Genomic DNA, 17,833 nt, shown 5'->3' on the forward strand with positions numbered 1-17,833 from the left:
CGACTTGCATGTGTTAAGCCTGTAGCTAGCGTTCATCCTGAGCCAGGATCAAACTCTACATTGTATATCTCTTTTTTTCTTTTTTACCTTCGATACGCCGCCGGGCCAACGCCCGGCTTCTTACTCTCGGCATGACAACCGCCTTCTTCATATCCGGCGGCCGCTGCTCCTCGCCTGTGTCATCATTTCAAAGAACTTTTTACTTTCTCAGGGGCAACCCCTGAAAAGCGGATGCAAAAGTACACACTTCCGGACAAACTACCAAACCTTTTCAGAAAAAAGTTTTAAATATCACGTGATTTTAACATACGTTTACAAACAAAACGCCACAAAAGAGGCTTTTCACATTATTATATTATAGGGCAAAACAAGACGTAATGAAATTCAAAGAAAATGGGCATTTGCCATAAAAAGCAAATGCCCATTTGACTATAAATTAAAATAATCACTTCAATTATTCAGCTGCATCAGCACTGTCAGGAGCCTTGTCGATCAGGTCCATGAACTGGTCAAGCTTTGGAGTAATGATGATTTGCGTACGACGGTTGCGCTGCTTGCCAACTTCGGTGTCGTTGTTTGTAACGGGATTGAACTCGCCACGGCCACCGGCGGTGAGACGCTTCGGATCAACTCCATACTGATTGATGAGAGCCTGTACCACGCTTGACGCACGGAGACAAGACAAATCCCAGTTGTTGCGGATATTCTTCATTGCGGCCGAAGAGGTATTTACGGGCACATTGTCGGTATTACCCTCAATCAGCACGTCGTAATCCTTGTAGTCCTTGATGATTTTCGCAATCTTGCTGAGCGTCTCGGCTGCACGGTCATTGATTTCGTAGCTTCCGCTCTTATAAAGCATGTTGTCAGCCAACGAGATGTACACAACGCCCTTGAGCACCTGTACGTCAACCTCCTTCAACTCTTCCTTGCTGAGTGAACGCGTGAGGTTGTTTGTCAGAATCATGTTAAGCGAATCGCTCTTGCTCTTCACTTCTACCAGATGGCGTATATATTGGTTTGACTCATTAATCTGGTCTACAAGTTTTGATATGTTCACCGTTGTCTGGTTACTTGCCGTGAGACTCTTGTCGAGCGAGCTCTGCAGTGAAGACAGCGTGCTCTTGGTCTGCTCAAGCTGCTCCTCGAGGCTCTGTACGCGCACCTTGCTTGCGGCAAGCTGGGTGTTGGCATCAGACAGCTTGTCTTGTGTGTCCTGATATTTATTTGTCAATTCCTGGTTCTCAAGCTGGCAATTCTCCAAATCTTTCTTACTAACACAACTGCTTACCAGCAGGCATCCCGCGATAAGCGAGAGGGCCAATACATTTTTCTTCATACTATAACTATTTACGTTTAATTGATTATTTGCTGCAAATTTATTTATAAGACGTATAACTTGTATCAATGTTGAAAAGCCTTAACTTAAATTAACCACACAATGGTACCTTATTTCTTTATGTTAACAAAAAATCCAATGCGCTCCAATTTACATTGGGGCGCATTGGAACCATACCTCTCAGTATAGGAATCAACAATATTGGAACTGATTTACAAGCGGTATTTTTGCCATTGTCGTAGACAACTTGATTGTCCAGGCGCCATACACCTGCTTGACATTCTGCGGCAAATGGTTAGTATCCCTCATGCTCATAAGCAAGTTCCTCAAAGGCAGACCTGGCTCGGTCTGGGAATCATTTAACAAACCGGCATGTTCCAACTCACGGTTGGCTTCCATGTCATTAATCTCCTTCTTTCCTTTCGACGTCATGTAATTGTCGAGGAAAGAAAGGATTGCCGTGAATTTCTTTAAATCTACCATGATACTAAATTATAAATACTTGAGACGCTACAAATATAATGATTTTTATTGACAACGCAAAACATTATGGCAAAAAAGTATGTGACTGGGGTGATTTTAATGTTTTTTTAATTACTACATACGAATCTATAAGAATTTTGCTATATGTATATGACAATTTGAAATTTTGTATTACATATTTCTTACGGATTACAACAACGACACCTCTCATCCTGCCTCATGACACGACACGGACAGCAATCCAGAATCAGAGGTCAAGCTCACGTGTGAGAATGCTCTCAAGCTGCTCTGCGGAGAGGCGCAAATGGAACTGTCCGCGCAGCGCTACGGATATGCGTCCCGTCTCCTCCGACACGACTACCGCTATCGCGTCGCTGTCCTGCGATATGCCCATAGCGGCGCGATGGCGCAAACCCAGCTCCTTGGGAATGTCGAAATTGTGGCTCACGGGCAGTATGCAGCCGGCAGCGCGTATCCGCTTCTTTGATATGACCATGGCTCCGTCATGCAACGGAGAGTTCTTGAAAAAGATGTTCTCAATCAAACGCTGGTTGATGTTGGCGTCAATCACGTCGCCTGTCTCGACGATGTCGTCAAGCGGAGTCAGGCGCTCGATGACTATCAGCGCGCCCACCTTGCCCTTGCTCATGTTCATGCAGGCCATGACTATCGGCATTATCGACTCCATGTCTACCTTGTCCTTCTTGTCGCCCGACGAGAACAGCCGCACGATACTTTTCACCTTATGGTGCGTACCGAGGTTGTACAAGAACTTCCTGATTTCCTCCTGGAACAATATTATAATGGCTATCACACCTACGCTGACCAACTTGTCCATTATGCTTCCGAGCAGACGCATCTCCAGAACCTGGCTTACGAACAGCCACATGATGATGAAGATAAGAATGCCTATGAACACGTTGAGCGACCGCGACTCTTTCATGAGGCGGTAGATGTAATAAAGCATCAGGGCGACACAGAATATGTCGATAAAGTCTTTTATGCCGAAATTAAACATATCTAATCGTTTCTTTTACTATTTTCACGACCTCAACGCATTGCCTTACGTCGTGTACTCTAAGAATCGAGGCTCCGCCGCAGGCCAGCGCAAGGGTGTTAACCACGGTGGTACCGTTGAGGGCGCCGTCGGCATCGGTGCCGAGAAGGCGGGAAATCATCGACTTGCGCGACACGCCGACCAACACAGGCAACTCCATCTCGCGCAGAAGGCCGAGCCGGGCAAGCACTTCGTAATTCTCGGCCAAGGTCTTTCCGAAACCGAAACCCGGGTCGAGAATGATATCCTTGTGGCCAAGATCACGCAACATCTGCACCTTATGGGCGAAATCCTGCATTATACTCATCATATTCGGGCGCGAAGACATCAGTATGTACGGGACCTTCAGCCGGGCTACCTCACAGAACATGGGATATGCCAAGCCGTCGTCAGGCCCGCGGTAAGCTTCCTCCGCCATCATCTCGCCTCCGAAAGAGCCCTCGGGATTGCCTCCGGAAACATCGTTGATGATACCCGCGCCAAATTCCTCTACAGACATCCTGGCGACCTCCGGACGGAACGTATCGACTGAAATTACGGCATCGGGCTGCGCCCTGCGCACCGCCCCCAGCGCCATGCGCATACGCTCCATCTCCTCGTCGGCCGAAACCTTGGCCGCGCCGGGACGTGTCGAGTAAGCCCCGACGTCGATAATGGCTCCGCCCTCCTCCACTATCTGGCAGGCGCGGGCCTCTATTTCCGCCTCAGTCCGCCTACGGCTGCCGGCGTAAAACGAGTCGGGCGTAGCATTGAGAATGCCCATCACGACAGGTTCAGACAAGTCTAACAGCCTGCCTCCGACGTTTATTGTATATGGTACTAAGCCTTTCACTATATCAAGCTGTTTTTCAATCAGAAAGCAAAGGTACTGATTTATATTGACAACTCAGCGCTTTTGACGTTTTTTATTTTTAATTTCAGAAGTTAAGTAAAATTGTCGACCGCTACATGTTAAAGCCCCGGCGGCCATGCGACTTATGGCTGCATGAAAGACAAAAGGCGGCTTTTTACCAACCAAAAGGCCATCAATCGCACGCTAAAAGGCCATCTTTCGCAAGCAAAAAGACGACCTTTTATAACTCCTCTGATAATCAACGACTTACAAGGCTGGTTCATGACAGTGATGAAAAGGCCATTTTTACCACTCCCGCACTTGTAAAAACGGATATTTTTCAGTAACTTTGTAAGCAGAAAAACAAACTTCAAGCTATATGAAAAGCAACACCTCAACGACGTTCAAGGTAGCGAAAAGCCAGACCGTGCTCGGCATTACCTGGGGCGTGATGATACTGTTAGGATTGGGAATCTTACCCTTATTCTCCCTCTCGGCCAACCATCCCGAAACCCGCATCGTCACTATACCGGCAGTGCTGATATCCTTCGGCGTGATGTTTTACTACTACCTGCTGTCGCCACGCTACGTTACGGTTACGCCTGAAGCCGTAGTCCTGCGCACCGTGAAAGGGCGTAAGGCGTTCAGGTTTGACGACATTGCCGATGCCGACGCATGGAAAGACAGCCACTACAAGCTGTTCCGCACGTGCGGCGACGGCGGATTATTCGGCTTCATCGGCTGGTTCACGTGCCCCGGACTAGGCCGCCACTTCGAGTACGTAGGCCGTTACGACCAGGCGTTCTACATTCATCTGCGCTCCGGCCGCACGTATTTGCTTAGCTGCGAAGGCCGGGACGAGGTTGTAAGACACATAAAAAGAATGAAAAATGAAGAATACGGCATACGTCATTAACGGGATTATTCATTTTTCATTCTTCATTTTTCATTTTCTCACAGTCTTCCTTCTTCCGAATAGCTGTAGTATTGGCCGTCGGTAATAATAAGATGGTCGAGGAAGTGGAGGCGCATAAGCTCGCAGGCTTTCTTCACCCGTTGGGTCAGGCGGTCGTCATCGCCGCTCGGGCTGGCGTTGTTGCTCGGATGATTATGACACAAGGCAACGACGGTGGCATTACCCAACAGGGCATGCTTCACTATAACCCGCACGTCGACGGCAGTCTCGGTTATCCCTCCGTGCGACAACTGGACGCTCTTTATCAGCTTGAAGTTCTGGTTCATAAGCAGCACCCACGCCTCTTCTTCGCTCAGGTCCTGCATTCTGGGGTGCATGTATTCGTATATCGCAAGGGCGGAATTTAGCTGTTTGCGCTCTTCGGCCTTCTCGGCCTGGCGGCGCTTGCCCAACTCGCAGGCGGCGATAATGGCAACAGCCTTTGCCGGGCCGAGGCCTTTGTAACGGCCGCCAGTAAGCTGCTCGATTGTCATCTTGCCCAAAGTGTTAAGGTTGTTGCCGCAATCCGCCAGCACACGTTTCGTCAAGTCTACGGCACTTTCGTCCTGCGAACCCGACCCTATGAGTATAGCCAGCAGCTCGGCGTTGCTCAACGCCGCGGCGCCCAGCCTCATGAGCTTCTCGCGCGGGCGGTCCTCCTCGGCCCATTGGTTGATTGAAAGTTTTATCATAGTTTGTTGTTTTTCAGTAGTTAAAGTAGTTAGGAGTAGCTATCGCTCACTGCGTTCGCTGAGTAGTTGAAGTTATTACCTTTATTGCTTGCCTGTAGATAAAAACCGACAGGGCATTTGACTTTAACTACTCAGCGAACGCAGTGAGCGATAACTACTTTAACTACACTTCTCATTTATAGAACGTCTTGTCAAAAGCATGAAACTCGTCTTTCCCTTTCACGCAGCGTTTCCACCACGCAGAAAGGAAGCCGCAACCATATCCGAACAGCTGCACAAAGGCCGCCGGAATACTTAGCCATCCTACCTTGAGGCTTCGGTTGGCAACTGACGAATCAATGAAAATAAGAAGACAATAAAGAATGATTGGAAGCCATGGCCCCGCGCACAGCCAATACCAGCGGTGGATGTCGTCATACTCCATCAGGACACGGCCGACCGCCGAAGTAAGCACGAGCAGGCAGACACCGACAGTGAACACCATTGGCAGCAGATGAACAAGTTTCAACGACTCGGGATATTTCTTGTACAGGTTTATTCGTGCTATGCCGCTGTTGAACACCTGGCGGAAAAACTTGCGGAAGTCGGTACGACGCTTATGCCACACCCACGCTTGGGGAAACAGTCGGCAACGGCAGCCTGCCTTGAATATGCGTATGCTGAAGTCTATATCCTCGCCAAAGCGCATCTTCGAGAAACCTCCAAGCTTCATATAGACATCACGACGTATGCCCATGTTGTACGAACGGGGATAAAACTTGTCGAGCTTTTTCTTTCCGCCACGTATACCTCCTGTGGTAAAGAAGCTCGTCATGGAGTAACTTATGGCTTTCTGGGTGTCAGTAAACGACTCGTGAGCACGGTCGGGACCACCGAAAGCGTCGGCAGGTTCACGGCTGAGCTCATCGTCAACGGCCTCAAGATAACCATCAGGCACAACTACGTCAGAGTCGAGTACGATGAGATATTCACCCTTGGCACGCTCCGCCCCGTAATTGCGGCTCTGCCCCGGCCCGCTGTTCGGCTTATTATAATAATGTATATCAAGCATGTCGGCATATCCGCTGCATACATCCTTACACGGTACGGAACTGCCATCCTCGACAACAACGACCTCAAAATTCTTTACCGTTTGCGACGTAAGGCTGCGCAAAAGCTCGTCAACCTCATCCGGACGGTTATACACAGGAACTATAAAAGAGTATTTCATAAATATCAGATTTTATGTAGTTAAAGTAGTTAAGGGAGTTAAAGTAGTTAAAGACGCATGCTTTTGCCATTGAGAACAATTGTCAATGCTATTGTCTTTAACTACTTTAACTCCCTTAACTACTTTGACTGCTACTTTTAAGAAGTGTATGCGATTATTCCTTTACGCGGTTGAGGTAGCTTCCGTCGCGTGTGTCTATCTGGATAAGGTCGCCCTCGTCAATGAACAAAGGAACGCGAACCTCAACACCAGTCTCAAGAGTTGCAGGCTTGGTGGCATTTGTTGCGGTATCACCTTTAACACCCGGCTCACTATGGGTTACGCGCAGATTTGTCTTAACCGGCATTTCGGCATAAAGGATGGTGCCGTCCGTCGTATCCGTAACAACTTCAACTACATCGCCTTCCTTCATATAATCAACGCCAACAATAGAATCACGGTTGATTGGTATCTGCTCGAATGTCTCCTGGTTCATGAAAATGAGCCCTGTAGGATCTTCGTAAAGATATTGGTAAGGACGATGCTCGATACGTACATCCTCGAGCTTAAATCCAATCTGGAATGTGCGTTCAAGCACACGCCCGTCAGTAACGTTCTTGAGTTTCGTACGCATCACCGTGTTACCCTTACCCGGCTTTACATGTTGGAAATCAATACAAATCCATACTTGGTTGTCCATGCGGATGCATGTACCTTTCTTTATTTCCTGTGAATTAATCATATTGTTTTTTGTAATTAAATGATAATTATCATACAACAAAAGCGGATATCCGTCAATCCGGAAACGGCATCATTATCAATCGGCTCACTCCTATCCGCCCGAAAATGCAGACTTTCAGGCTGCAAAGTTACTATATTTTTAGAAAAAAGCATAAAACAATGGGCTAAAAAACACATAATTCTTGGTTATTTAAAAAGAAATGTGTACTTTTGCAGCCCAAAGTGTGAACAAAATAACAATAAAATAAGTACAAACAATGAAAAGAACATTTCAGCCGCACAACAGGAAGAGAGTGAACAAGCACGGTTTCCGTGAGAGAATGGCTACAAAGAACGGTCGCCGCGTGCTCGCAGCACGTCGCGCTAAAGGTCGCAAAAAACTTACAGTTTCAGACGAGAGCCACGGGAAATAACCGTCAGTCACGAAGATTTTGAACAAGAAAAGAGAAAGAAGTAAAGCAATGTCTTTGCTTCTTTCTGTTTTTTTCATACCTTTGCAGAAAAACATACGACAAGAATGAAGACAAAGGAATTCTTCCGAAAAATCTTCAGCATGAAGCTGTGGCTCAACCTCGGCGCCATGCTGGTTGTCGTCATATTGCTGTGCTTTGGCGTGAAAATAGGCCTTGACATATACACCCACCATGGTGAGGAAATACCGGTTCCGGACGTTAGGCATAAGCTGTTCTCCGACGCCGAACATATACTGCTGGGCTCACACCTTGACGTTGTAGTAAGCGACACTGGATATGTAAAGACACTTCCGCCTGACTGCATCCTGGAACAGTCGCCTGAGCCAGGGAAAAAGGTCAAGTCGGGACGCATTGTTTACGTAATAATCAATTCGTCGCACTCACCGATGCTGACAATACCCGACATCATTGACAACTGCTCTTACCGTGAGGCACGCGCGAAACTGATTGCAATGGGATTCAAGGTCGGTCCGACGGACTATATACCTGGCGAGAAAGACTGGGTGTACGGACTAAAGTCAAAAGGAAAATTGTTGCACACAGGGCAGAAGATTTCTGTCAATGACGTCATCATAATACAGGTCGGCGACGGAATGCGCGACATGAGCGACTCTATTATCTACGCCGAACCCGAAGATTTCTACGGAGAATACGGCGACTCCCTGAGTGAACCTGCACAACAGGACGGCGGAGTGTACATCGACCCTAATAGCGAAGGTGATGTTGACGAATTTGAAGTCGTAACCGGACCGGAATAAAATAAGGCTGCACGGAAGCGCCCGCAGTATGGCGTATTGAAACCTTATGAAAAGAGAAATGTAATGGCAAAAGATTATATCGACGAAATAGAGGACGACGAGGAACAACAACTATACGAACATTTACGAGTCGTTGTGGACAAAGGACAAGATCCGTTGCGCATAGACAAGTTCTTGTTGAAGAAGTTGCAACATACAAGTCGTAACCGTATACAACGTGCCGCCGACGCAGGTTTCGTACATGTCAACGACCGCCCGGTAAAAAGTAATTATAAGGTACGTCCGCTCGATGTCATTACGTTAATGCTCGACCGCCCACAATACGACAACACCATTGAACCTGAGGAAATTCCGCTTGACATCGTTTATGAGGATACGGAACTTATGGTAATCAACAAGCCGGCAGGACTTGTAGTACATCCCGGTTGCGGAAACTGGCACGGAACATTGGTAAATGCCATCGCTTGGCACTTGAAAGACGTGCCGACGTATAATCCCAATGATCCGGAAGTGGGACTGGTTCATCGTATAGACAAAGACACAAGCGGGCTATTGGTTATCGCAAAGACGCCTGACGCAAAGACGAAACTGGGACTACAGTTCTTCAACAAGACAACACATCGCAGTTATAACGCCTTGGTGTGGGGCAATTTCACCGAAAACGCAGGACGCATCGAAGGCAATATAGGCCGTGATCCTAAAGAGAGAATGCGCATGGCTGTATTTCCTCCCGACTCTGAAATCGGCAAACACGCCGTCACGCATTACAACGTGATTGAACGCTTCGGGTATGTAACGCTTGTTGAATGTATCCTTGAAACAGGAAGAACACACCAGATAAGGGCCCACATGCGGCATATTGGCCATCCGCTCTTTGCCGACGAACGTTACGGAGGAACTGAAATACTCCGCGGCAACCGCTCCGGCAGCTACAAACAGTTTATAGAAAACTGCTTCAAGATATGCCCGCGGCAGGCACTTCATGCCAAGACGCTGGGTTTCGTACACCCCACTACAGGACTGCAAATGGACTTCACGTCGCCTCTTCCGGACGATATGGAAGCCCTTATTAATAAATGGAGAAAGTATATTAACGGAAATGAATTAAAACAATAACGCTTTATGAAAAATCTGAAAAGAACGATTGCCATTATTTGCGGAGGTGATTCTTCCGAATACGGCGTTTCGTTGCGTTCCGGCCAAGGACTTTATTCTTTCTTCGACAAAGAAAGATATAATGTTTACATCGTAATGGTTAGAGGTCTCGATTGGCATGTCAACCTGCCAGACGGCACCACTACCCCCATTGACCGTAACGACTTCTCGTTCATGGAGAACGGAAAACTCGTACAATTCGATTACGCTTACATCACGATACACGGCACACCAGGCGAAAACGGAATACTGCAAGGCTATTTTGAACTCATACATCTACCCTATTCCACAAGTGGAGTGCTTGTAGAAGCACTAACATTCAATAAGTTTGTGCTCAACCAATACTTGCGCGGATACGGTGTGCGTGTGGCCGATAGCCTGCTTATCAGAAAGGGTTATGAGGAAATAGTAAGCGATGACGAAATCGAAGAACGCATTGGCATGCCTTGTTTCGTAAAGCCAGCGGCTGACGGTAGCAGTTTCGGCGTGTCCAAGGTAAAGAATAAAGACCAGCTTGCCCCTGCCATACGCAAGGCCATGCTTGAAAGCGAAGACGTAATGGTAGAGCAGTATATTGAAGGAACCGAAATATCTATAGGCTGTTACAAGACTCATGAAAAGAGCGTGGTGCTGCCTGCAACAGAAGTTGTAACCCAACACGAGTTCTTCGATTACGACGCTAAGTATAACGGACAGGTACAAGAAATAACTCCTGCACGGCTCAGTCCGGAAACGACCAAGCGTGTGGAAGAAATCACAAGCCAGATCTACGACATCCTGCACTGCAACGGAATAATCCGTATCGATTACATCATTAGCCGCGGGAAGGGCAGTGACGGACAGGAAGTGGACAAGGTGAACATGATTGAAATCAACACAACTCCTGGCATGACGGCAACCAGCTTTATTCCACAGCAAGTAAAAGCGGCAGGCCTGAACATGACTGACGTGCTCACGGACATTGTAGAAAACCAGTTCAGATAAAACAGAACAGGACAAACAAGCATAAGGGAGTTAAAGGAGTAACAGATAAGCCGCTATCAAGTTTTCGTTAAGATGGCTCTCGGCAGCCTATTCGTAGCTACTCCTTTAACTCTCCTAAAATCCAAAATCCTTGAACAAAACAAATAAATTACGCCCATGAAAATCCCCGCTGAATTTGACGGCATACGTCCTTTTGAGCCTGAAGAACTACCACAAGTGTACGAACGCTTGCTCGCCGACCCCCAGTTCAGGATGGTTTTAGCTTATGTCTTACCCGGAATACCGTTTGAAACGGTGCGTGAAAAGATGTTGTCTTGCAAGACAAACCTTGAATTCCAACTGTCATTCTGCTATAACTTCATACAATCGCTTATCAACAGGCTTACAACCGGTTGTGACATGAACGCATCGGCTATAGACATTTCCGGGCGTTACACCTTTGTAAGCAACCACAGGGACATTGTACTTGATTCAGGGTTTCTTGATAAACTGCTTATTGACGCGGGATTCAAGACGACATGCGAAATAGCCATTGGCGACAATCTCTTATCTTTGCCATGGGTAAAAGATCTTGTAAGGGTGAACAAATCGTTCATCGTACGCCGTGGATTATCTCCACGCGAAACGCTAACGGCAAGTAAGACAATGTCAGATTATATGCATTTTGCCATCGAAGAAAAACATGACAACATCTGGATTGCCCAACGCGAAGGACGAGCCAAAGACTCAGACGATCGTACACAACCGGCCATTCTAAAGATGATGGCCATCGGTGGCGGCAAGGGGGATACAGTGGAAAAACTCAAACGGCTGCATATCGTGCCGCTTGCTATTTCATACGAGTACGACCCTTGTGACTATCTGAAAGCCAAGGAATTCCAACAGAAACGCGACAACGCTGCATGGAAAAAGTCTGCCATGGACGATATCATCAGCATGAAAACAGGCATAACCGGATACAAAGGGCATGTTCATTACCAATGCGCTCCATGTATAGACAAATGGTTGGATACTATCGGCGCCAATACTCCAAAGACCGAAGTGTTCGACATTATCGCCGAACATATTGACCACGAAATACACAGTAACTACATGCTGTACCCGTCGAACTATATTGCGCTTGACATGCTTAACGGAAACGACGCGAATGCAGACAAATACACAAGCGAGGAGAAGTCAGGTTTCATAAAATACATTGACGGGCAGCTCGCGAAAATAGACCTTCCTGACAAGGACGACAAATTCCTGACCGAACGCATGCTGACAATGTATGCCAATCCTGTCATCAATTTCATCAAAGCTACGAAATGAAATTCATCCCGTCATACATTCTGCTTTTCCTGCTGTTCGTCCTTTCGGCATGCAGCAATGACCCTTACGACACCGGCGACGGCGCCCTTTCGCACATGCGGGCGGACTTTGTCGAGGCGCAGACCGATAATAACGCAAACATCGTTAGCATTGAGACCGATGACGGCGAACGGATGTTTCTCACGGGCGCAATCAACGTTGCCTGGGCAGAACGCCCCGACACTGTTTACCGTGCGTTGTTATATTATAATAAGGTAGAAGCAGACGACGGGACAAACAACGCCGAACCGCTCGGCATTTCACAAGTTCTCGTACCGCAAATTACGCCCATTGAAGAAGTAAAAGACGGCATAAAGACCGACCCAGTAACGTTTGAAAGCTCATGGACAAGCCGCAACGGAAAGTACCTGAACCTTGATTTGTCTATCAAGACTGGCTCTGTTAACGGTGATTTTAACACCCAGACTATCGGCATTATATGCACCGGCGTTGATACTGACGCCAACGGCAGACACCACGTAAGTCTGCGGCTGTACCACGACCAGAACGGAGTGCCCGAATACTATTCGGCCGAAGCATACGTCAGTATTGCCGTTTCACGCCTGCCGATAGTGCCCGTTGAAGGCGACGAGGTAGCGGTTGAAATCAACACTTACGACGGAACAATCACAAGAACATTTACGTTCTAACCATAATAAAAGCCGTTTTTCTGCATTGAAAAACGGCTTTTATTATTTTTTTTCATGAAAAAACACGCTAAAATATGTCACATAACGGCATTACCTTGCGTATATAAAACAGAAATAAAACTTTAAAAACATTACACCATGGAAATTAAGACTATATTCATCTCGCTTGCGGCGATAGCCTTTTCGCTCACCGCATGCAGCGGCACGAGCAAGAACATTGACAACCAAACGTATGGCAAAATGTCATTGCGCACGGCCGACAACAATTATGAACAGATGTCAGAGCGCACCCTCAACCTAAAGAACTTTCATGGTTTGTCGGTATCCACGTGGGTGGATGTACACTATACCCAGGGCAGCACATACAAAGTCCTGGTCAAGGGCACATCGTTGGCATTTAAAATCAACGATATTTCCGTAAGAAACGGTATCCTTACGGTAAACAGGAGCAAAGATTCAAGAAATATAACCGAAGGGAGCAAGATTACGATCTACGTCACATCGCCGAAGATGGACTATATCGAGAACATCGGTTCAACCACGTTCAACGCCGAAGAGTTCAATGCCGGCAATCTGAAGATAGACAACAGCGGAGTGCTCAAACTGTATGTTGACGGAATAAAATCCACCTCTACCAATATCGAAAACTCCGGCAGCATGAAAGGCACAACATCTTTCAGCGGCGAATCCATCAAATATGACAACTCTGGCGTTTGTACCCTTACCGCCAATTTCGACTTCAACTCGTTCTCCTACGACAACTGCGGAAGCTCAAAAATAAGCGGGAAAGTGAAAGCAAGGGAAATGACGATAGACAATACCGGCGTAATCAAGGACGAGCTTGACATCGAATCGAACACGCTCAGCATGGACATCAGCGGTTCCTCAAACGGCACTCTGAAGTTCAAGGGGCACAGCATGGATATTGATTGCAGCGGAGTAGGTAAAATGACGCTTGACGTTGACTGCGACAAAATTACCTCCGACACCAGTGGCAGCCTGAGTCTGAAACTAACCGGACGCGCAGACAATACCGAGTTTAACGGTTCGGGAGTATCTAAGATTGACACGTCCGGCCTCAACAATTTCTGATTATACAAACCAATACACAAGAAAATGAGATTTTATTCACTAATATTTACATTTGCAACCATAGCGTTCACGCCTACCGCACTTGACGCAAAGGGGCTTGAAACATCGGCGCCGGGCACAATGCCTGCGGCAACCGCCGCGGCCGATAACGGCAACGAAAAGATTGAGACACGGGTTCTCGACCTGAAAGACTTTCACGGACTGAACATAAACTCCGTCGGTGAGATATATTATACTCGTGGAAACGAATACCGGGTAGAGGCCTCCGGTACGGCAAAAGCATTCCGACAGACCGGCATTTTGGTAAAGGATGGCTTGCTGACGACCAAGCAGAACGAGAACAAGGGGCAAGGATTTGACGGGAATATAAAGATGGAGCCCCTTACGCTCCGTATTGTTTCGCCGTCATTGGACGTCCTGATTAATGCCGGTTATATTACTTTCCACACAAGCGAGATATCGTCAGCAGACTTTAAGCTCGGCAACAGCGGCGACCTGATATTTGACATGCAGGCCTTCGTCTGCCGTTCAATTGACATTACTAATTCCGGAAACTTGCAGATGAAGTGCTCAATATCAGCCGACAACTACGAGCAAGGCAACTCGGGCAACAGCAATATCAAGGCCGACTACAACATAAAAAACTCTTTCAAGTACACCAATAGCGGGTCTACCGAAATATCAGGAACGCTGACGGCGAGCTACGTCGAAATCAACAACTCAGGCAGCTTCGCTCCTGCTATGACAATCAATGCGGATACGCTGAAGTCGGTAACAAGCGGCGAGACCAAGGCAGACATCTACTATAAAGGCGGCAAGGCAGACATTGTATGTTCGGGTAACGGCGACTTTAACATGAAGGTTGACTGCCAGGACCTGTCTACATTTGCTTCGGGCAACCTTAAAGTAAAAATCGCAGGCACGGCCGACAATGTGAAATTAGACGGCTCGGGCAGGTCAAACGTGGACATGACACAACTAAACAAGTTCTGAACATGGTGCCCGAGGACTTTGAACGTGAGGCTGAACTAATGCGCCCCATGCTGCTGTCGGCGGCACGCGGCTATCTCGGCAATGCCGATGACGCCGAAGACGCCGTGCAGGAGGTGCTGGTGAAACTATGGAGCATGGTCGACACTTTACGCCGTCCTGTAGCCCCTCTGGCCAAAGTCCTCGTGCGCAACTTCTGCATCGACCGTCTAAGACGGCGCCGCGTAACGGTAAGCGTAGACGAGACAGAACCTCAGACGATAACCGCCGATAGCACGGACAACGACATGTTCGAGCGCATGATGAAAATAATCGACACGCTGCCCGCCGCCCAGCAGGTGGTGCTCCGCCTCAGGCATATCGACGGAATGGACATGGACGAAATAGCAAAACTTACCGGATACAAAGAGGCCAACGTGCGCAAGATTCTCAGCCGAGCACGTATGGCGGTGAGAAAACATTACATTGAGGAGTTGGACGATGAATAACAACGAGATAAAACATACCGAGAAACTGATAGAACGCTTCTTCAACGGCGACACGACCCTGGCCGAGGAGCGTAGCCTGTACCGACTGTTCAGCCGAGGAGTGCTGCCGCCTGAGCTCGAGAAGTACCGCCCCGTGTTCGCCGGCTTCGGTTCGATGCAGGCCGGCGGAGAACACAGGGCACGGCTAATGCCGGCCTTCCGCCGCGCCGTATGCGGCACAGCAGCAGCCCTCGTGCTAATCTTCGGCGTGTCGGCCTACCTCAACTATCACGAGGACCGCATGCTGGCGCGCGTCTACGGCGGCAGCTACGTCATCGAGAACGGCCACCGCATTGACGACCTGAGCATGATAAAGACCGACATCGAGACGGCTCTCGGCGAGGCAAGACACATAGAGGAGCACATAGAGAAACGCTCGCCCATCGAGCAAGCCGAGCAAGACCTGCTCAACAGCATTGACGATCCGGACGAGCGCAAGCGAATAAGCGAAATGTTGAACTAAAAGAAACCTGACACAATGATACCCAGGATTATCATGACCGCATTGTTACTTACAAGCCTTATCACCGCAGCCGTGGCGCAGAACAGCATTGACGGGCTTATCGACAACTACTCGTCGGTAGGCATGAGCAAGTTCACCTCGGCAGTGGAACGCGACCCGCGCACGCATAAGGTACTGAAGGTGGTGAAGGTATTGCAGCTTGAACAGATAGGCATTAAAGACTTCATCAAAGCCTTCAAGGGCGAGGCGAAGACCGGAGACTTCAGCGAAAAGTATGACGACGATGGCTGTACGCTCATGCTTACGACGCAAAACGCCAAACAGAACCGCATATACATGCTGCGCTGCAGCGAGCCGTACATTCCCGGCAGACGTAACACGAACTACGGGTATGCCAAGATTACGCTGATAATAAAATACAAATGAAATTCCGATTGACCGTCTTTTGCCTTCCAAAAGGCCGTCAACCGCACGCTAAAAGGCCGTCTTTGGCAAGCCCAAAGACGGCCTTTTACAATATATTGAATATCAAGATGTTACAACGAAGACCGATTAGCGCCTGACAAGTACTTGGTTTCCGGCATGCGCCAAACTTACGATTTACATCAAAAACAACGGCTTTACAATACAAAAAACACTTTTTATGGCATTACGTTTGCGTTCTGTTGGATTTTTATCGTATCTTTGCAAACGTGTAAAGCCGTAAGCACGGCTTTCGTCATGACGGCCGGCGGAAATCCCGACGGCTTTTATATAGGTATTATTTAAACAAAGGATTAACATGGAAAAGAAACTCAAACCGTCAACCCTCTGCGTACGCGGAGGCTGGAAACCGAAGAACGGCGAGCCTGTCCAGCCGCCTATCGTTCAGTGTACGACATTCAAATATGACAACACCGAAGAGATGGCCATGCTTTTCGACCTGAAAAAGGAAGGTTATTTCTACACCCGTCTGCAAAACCCCACAAGCGACAGCGTAGCAGCCAAGATAGCCGCTCTTGAGGGAGGAGTAGGCGGCATGCTCACGTCGTCAGGCCAGGCGGCCAACTTCTACGCCATATTCAATATCTGCCAGGCCGGCGACCATTTCGTAACTTCAAACGAGATATACGGCGGCACATACAACCTTTTCGGCGTAACGATGAAGAAGCTCGGCATTGAATGCACCTTCGTCAACCAGGACGCAAGCGAGGAGGAAATACAAAAGGCTTTCCGCCCGAACACCAAGGCACTGTTCGGCGAGACAATATCCAACCCCGGCTGCCGCGTGCTCGACATCGAGAAATTCGCCCGCATAGCCCACAGGAACGGCGTGCCGCTCATCATCGACAACACATTCGCCACCCCAATAAACTGCCGCCCGTTCGAGTGGGGCTGCGACATCGTGACCCATTCAACTACGAAATACATGGACGGACACGCTACACAGGTAGGCGGATGCGTGGTTGACAGCGGCAATTTCGACTGGGATGCGCACGCTGACAAATTCCTTGGGCTCACAACTCCCGACGAGTCTTACCACGGACTGACCTACACCAAGGCATTCGGCAAGGGCGCATACATGACCAAACTCGTCGCGCAACTCATGCGCGACCTCGGCTCAACACCGTCACCGCACAACGCGTTCATGCTCAACATCGGGCTCGAAACCTTGCACCTGCGCATGCAACGGCATTGCGAGAACGCACAGAAAGTGGCTGAATTCCTGCACGCCGACCCTCACGTGGCATGGATTCGCTACTGCGGACTGAAAGACGACGCCGACTATGAACTCGGACAGAAATACCTGCCGAACGGCTCTTGCGGCGTACTGGCCTTCGGACTGAAGGGCGACCGCGACACCGCCATCAAGTTCATGGACTCGCTCCGGTTGGTAAACATCGCCACACACGTAGCCGACGCACGTTCATGCGTGCTTCATCCGGCCAGCCATACCCACCGCCAGCTTAGCGACGAGCAGCTGCGCGAAGCCGGCATAGCCCCCGACCTTATCCGCTTCTCGGTAGGTATCGAAGACGCTGACGACATCATCGACGACCTGAAACAGGCGCTGACACAGATTTAAGAGGTGAAAAAGTGAAAGGGTTAAAAGGTGAAAAAGCA

The 17,833-nt window shown here is 48.5% G+C and carries 20 protein-coding genes; 13 read left to right on the plus strand and 7 right to left on the minus strand.

The features are described 5' to 3' along the window. Nucleotides 1–454: 454 nt before the first annotated feature. The 4 genes from H6A34_RS09810 to H6A34_RS09825 form a co-directional block, all read right to left on the minus strand. Nucleotides 455–1,339: an OmpA/MotB family protein gene (locus H6A34_RS09810; RefSeq protein ID WP_205105280.1), complete on the minus strand. Its 885-nt coding sequence runs from the start codon at nucleotides 1,337–1,339 to the stop codon at nucleotides 455–457. Between the two features lie 192 nt (nucleotides 1,340–1,531). Next, entirely contained in the window at nucleotides 1,532–1,822 is a 291-nt protein-coding gene (locus tag H6A34_RS09815; RefSeq protein WP_021948555.1) for a hypothetical protein, read from the minus strand. 247 nt (nucleotides 1,823–2,069) lie between these two features. Next, nucleotides 2,070–2,840 (minus strand): diadenylate cyclase CdaA, encoded by a 771-nt coding sequence (gene cdaA / locus H6A34_RS09820; protein ID WP_021948554.1) that lies wholly within the window; start codon nucleotides 2,838–2,840, stop codon nucleotides 2,070–2,072. Next, nucleotides 2,833–3,642, minus strand: coding sequence for a dihydropteroate synthase (locus H6A34_RS09825; protein WP_205105318.1), 810 nt, complete (start codon nucleotides 3,640–3,642; stop codon nucleotides 2,833–2,835). The genes cdaA and H6A34_RS09825 overlap by 8 nt, the downstream gene beginning before the upstream one ends. 448 nt (nucleotides 3,643–4,090) lie before the next feature. On the opposite strand from H6A34_RS09825, the gene H6A34_RS09830 reads away from it, so the two are divergent. Then, a complete protein-coding gene (locus H6A34_RS09830; RefSeq protein WP_205105282.1) occupies nucleotides 4,091–4,627 on the plus strand; it encodes a PH domain-containing protein in 537 nt (178 codons plus the stop codon). Nucleotides 4,628–4,665: 38 nt separating this feature from the next. Here the strand turns inward: H6A34_RS09830 and radC are convergent, their stop codons facing one another. The 3 genes from radC to efp form a co-directional block, all read right to left on the minus strand. Further along, the gene (gene radC, locus H6A34_RS09835; RefSeq protein WP_205105283.1) at nucleotides 4,666–5,358 is read right to left on the minus strand and encodes a RadC family protein; all 693 of its coding nucleotides are present in this window, start codon (nucleotides 5,356–5,358) and stop codon (nucleotides 4,666–4,668) included. Nucleotides 5,359–5,530: 172 nt separating this feature from the next. Next, entirely contained in the window at nucleotides 5,531–6,568 is a 1,038-nt protein-coding gene (locus H6A34_RS09840; RefSeq protein ID WP_021948836.1) for a glycosyltransferase family 2 protein, read from the minus strand. Nucleotides 6,569–6,722: 154 nt separating this feature from the next. Then, the gene (gene efp, locus H6A34_RS09845; RefSeq protein ID WP_021948837.1) at nucleotides 6,723–7,289 is read right to left on the minus strand and encodes an elongation factor P; all 567 of its coding nucleotides are present in this window, start codon (nucleotides 7,287–7,289) and stop codon (nucleotides 6,723–6,725) included. Nucleotides 7,290–7,545: 256 nt separating this feature from the next. Here efp and rpmH point away from each other — a divergent pair, with 256 nt between their 5' ends. The 12 genes from rpmH (at nucleotide 7,546) to H6A34_RS09905 (ending at nucleotide 17,795) form a co-directional block, all read left to right on the plus strand. After that, nucleotides 7,546–7,701 (plus strand): 50S ribosomal protein L34, encoded by a 156-nt coding sequence (gene rpmH / locus H6A34_RS09850; RefSeq protein ID WP_205105290.1) that lies wholly within the window; start codon nucleotides 7,546–7,548, stop codon nucleotides 7,699–7,701. Nucleotides 7,702–7,805: 104 nt separating this feature from the next. Next, complete coding sequence (locus H6A34_RS09855; protein ID WP_205105299.1) at nucleotides 7,806–8,519, plus strand: PASTA domain-containing protein; 714 nt, start codon at nucleotides 7,806–7,808, stop codon at nucleotides 8,517–8,519. Between the two features lie 63 nt (nucleotides 8,520–8,582). Continuing rightward, nucleotides 8,583–9,635 (plus strand): RluA family pseudouridine synthase, encoded by a 1,053-nt coding sequence (locus H6A34_RS09860; RefSeq protein ID WP_205105301.1) that lies wholly within the window; start codon nucleotides 8,583–8,585, stop codon nucleotides 9,633–9,635. Nucleotides 9,636–9,641: 6 nt separating this feature from the next. Beyond that, nucleotides 9,642–10,658 carry a D-alanine--D-alanine ligase gene (locus H6A34_RS09865; RefSeq protein ID WP_205105303.1) on the plus strand — a complete coding sequence of 339 codons (1,017 nt, stop codon included), beginning with the start codon at nucleotides 9,642–9,644 and terminating at the stop codon, nucleotides 10,656–10,658. 156 nt (nucleotides 10,659–10,814) lie between these two features. Beyond that, nucleotides 10,815–11,969 (plus strand): 1-acyl-sn-glycerol-3-phosphate acyltransferase, encoded by a 1,155-nt coding sequence (locus H6A34_RS09870; protein WP_021948842.1) that lies wholly within the window; start codon nucleotides 10,815–10,817, stop codon nucleotides 11,967–11,969. Then, nucleotides 11,966–12,658: a NigD1/NigD2 family lipoprotein gene (locus H6A34_RS09875; RefSeq protein ID WP_205105305.1), complete on the plus strand. Its 693-nt coding sequence runs from the start codon at nucleotides 11,966–11,968 to the stop codon at nucleotides 12,656–12,658. The genes H6A34_RS09870 and H6A34_RS09875 overlap by 4 nt, the downstream gene beginning before the upstream one ends. Before the next feature lie 138 nt (nucleotides 12,659–12,796). Further along, nucleotides 12,797–13,750 (plus strand): GIN domain-containing protein, encoded by a 954-nt coding sequence (locus H6A34_RS09880; RefSeq protein ID WP_205105307.1) that lies wholly within the window; start codon nucleotides 12,797–12,799, stop codon nucleotides 13,748–13,750. Between the two features lie 24 nt (nucleotides 13,751–13,774). Further along, entirely contained in the window at nucleotides 13,775–14,743 is a 969-nt protein-coding gene (locus H6A34_RS09885; RefSeq protein ID WP_205105312.1) for a GIN domain-containing protein, read from the plus strand. Between the two features lie 2 nt (nucleotides 14,744–14,745). Next, nucleotides 14,746–15,228, plus strand: a complete 483-nt coding sequence (locus tag H6A34_RS09890) for an RNA polymerase sigma factor (protein ID WP_021948846.1) — start codon at nucleotides 14,746–14,748, stop codon at nucleotides 15,226–15,228. Continuing rightward, complete coding sequence (locus tag H6A34_RS09895) at nucleotides 15,221–15,730, plus strand: hypothetical protein (RefSeq protein ID WP_205105313.1); 510 nt, start codon at nucleotides 15,221–15,223, stop codon at nucleotides 15,728–15,730. The genes H6A34_RS09890 and H6A34_RS09895 overlap by 8 nt, the downstream gene beginning before the upstream one ends. Before the next feature lie 15 nt (nucleotides 15,731–15,745). Then, entirely contained in the window at nucleotides 15,746–16,156 is a 411-nt protein-coding gene (locus H6A34_RS09900) for a DUF5024 domain-containing protein (RefSeq protein ID WP_205105314.1), read from the plus strand. Nucleotides 16,157–16,511: 355 nt separating this feature from the next. Then, complete coding sequence (locus H6A34_RS09905; RefSeq protein ID WP_205105316.1) at nucleotides 16,512–17,795, plus strand: O-acetylhomoserine aminocarboxypropyltransferase/cysteine synthase family protein; 1,284 nt, start codon at nucleotides 16,512–16,514, stop codon at nucleotides 17,793–17,795. Nucleotides 17,796–17,833: the final 38 nt, after the last annotated feature.

It is taken from the genome of Marseilla massiliensis (assembly GCF_016899855.1).
GTDB lineage: Bacteria > Bacteroidota > Bacteroidia > Bacteroidales > Bacteroidaceae > Prevotella.

Excerpts from the sequence above, each read along its gene's own strand:
- H6A34_RS09810 (WP_205105280.1), bottom strand. The coding sequence starts at position 1,339 with ATGAAGAAAAATGTATTGGCCCTCTCGCTTATCGCGGGATGCCTGCTG.
- H6A34_RS09815 (WP_021948555.1), bottom strand. The coding sequence starts at position 1,822 with ATGGTAGATTTAAAGAAATTCACGGCAATCCTTTCTTTCCTCGACAAT.
- cdaA (WP_021948554.1), bottom strand. The coding sequence starts at position 2,840 with ATGTTTAATTTCGGCATAAAAGACTTTATCGACATATTCTGTGTCGCC.
- H6A34_RS09825 (WP_205105318.1), bottom strand. The coding sequence starts at position 3,642 with ATGGGCATTCTCAATGCTACGCCCGACTCGTTTTACGCCGGCAGCCGT.
- H6A34_RS09830 (WP_205105282.1), top strand. The coding sequence starts at position 4,091 with ATGAAAAGCAACACCTCAACGACGTTCAAGGTAGCGAAAAGCCAGACC.
- radC (WP_205105283.1), bottom strand. The coding sequence starts at position 5,358 with ATGATAAAACTTTCAATCAACCAATGGGCCGAGGAGGACCGCCCGCGC.
- H6A34_RS09840 (WP_021948836.1), bottom strand. The coding sequence starts at position 6,568 with ATGAAATACTCTTTTATAGTTCCTGTGTATAACCGTCCGGATGAGGTT.
- efp (WP_021948837.1), bottom strand. The coding sequence starts at position 7,289 with ATGATTAATTCACAGGAAATAAAGAAAGGTACATGCATCCGCATGGAC.
- rpmH (WP_205105290.1), top strand. The coding sequence starts at position 7,546 with ATGAAAAGAACATTTCAGCCGCACAACAGGAAGAGAGTGAACAAGCAC.
- H6A34_RS09855 (WP_205105299.1), top strand. The coding sequence starts at position 7,806 with ATGAAGACAAAGGAATTCTTCCGAAAAATCTTCAGCATGAAGCTGTGG.
- H6A34_RS09860 (WP_205105301.1), top strand. The coding sequence starts at position 8,583 with ATGGCAAAAGATTATATCGACGAAATAGAGGACGACGAGGAACAACAA.
- H6A34_RS09865 (WP_205105303.1), top strand. The coding sequence starts at position 9,642 with ATGAAAAATCTGAAAAGAACGATTGCCATTATTTGCGGAGGTGATTCT.
- H6A34_RS09870 (WP_021948842.1), top strand. The coding sequence starts at position 10,815 with ATGAAAATCCCCGCTGAATTTGACGGCATACGTCCTTTTGAGCCTGAA.
- H6A34_RS09875 (WP_205105305.1), top strand. The coding sequence starts at position 11,966 with ATGAAATTCATCCCGTCATACATTCTGCTTTTCCTGCTGTTCGTCCTT.
- H6A34_RS09880 (WP_205105307.1), top strand. The coding sequence starts at position 12,797 with ATGGAAATTAAGACTATATTCATCTCGCTTGCGGCGATAGCCTTTTCG.
- H6A34_RS09885 (WP_205105312.1), top strand. The coding sequence starts at position 13,775 with ATGAGATTTTATTCACTAATATTTACATTTGCAACCATAGCGTTCACG.
- H6A34_RS09890 (WP_021948846.1), top strand. The coding sequence starts at position 14,746 with ATGGTGCCCGAGGACTTTGAACGTGAGGCTGAACTAATGCGCCCCATG.
- H6A34_RS09895 (WP_205105313.1), top strand. The coding sequence starts at position 15,221 with ATGAATAACAACGAGATAAAACATACCGAGAAACTGATAGAACGCTTC.
- H6A34_RS09900 (WP_205105314.1), top strand. The coding sequence starts at position 15,746 with ATGATACCCAGGATTATCATGACCGCATTGTTACTTACAAGCCTTATC.
- H6A34_RS09905 (WP_205105316.1), top strand. The coding sequence starts at position 16,512 with ATGGAAAAGAAACTCAAACCGTCAACCCTCTGCGTACGCGGAGGCTGG.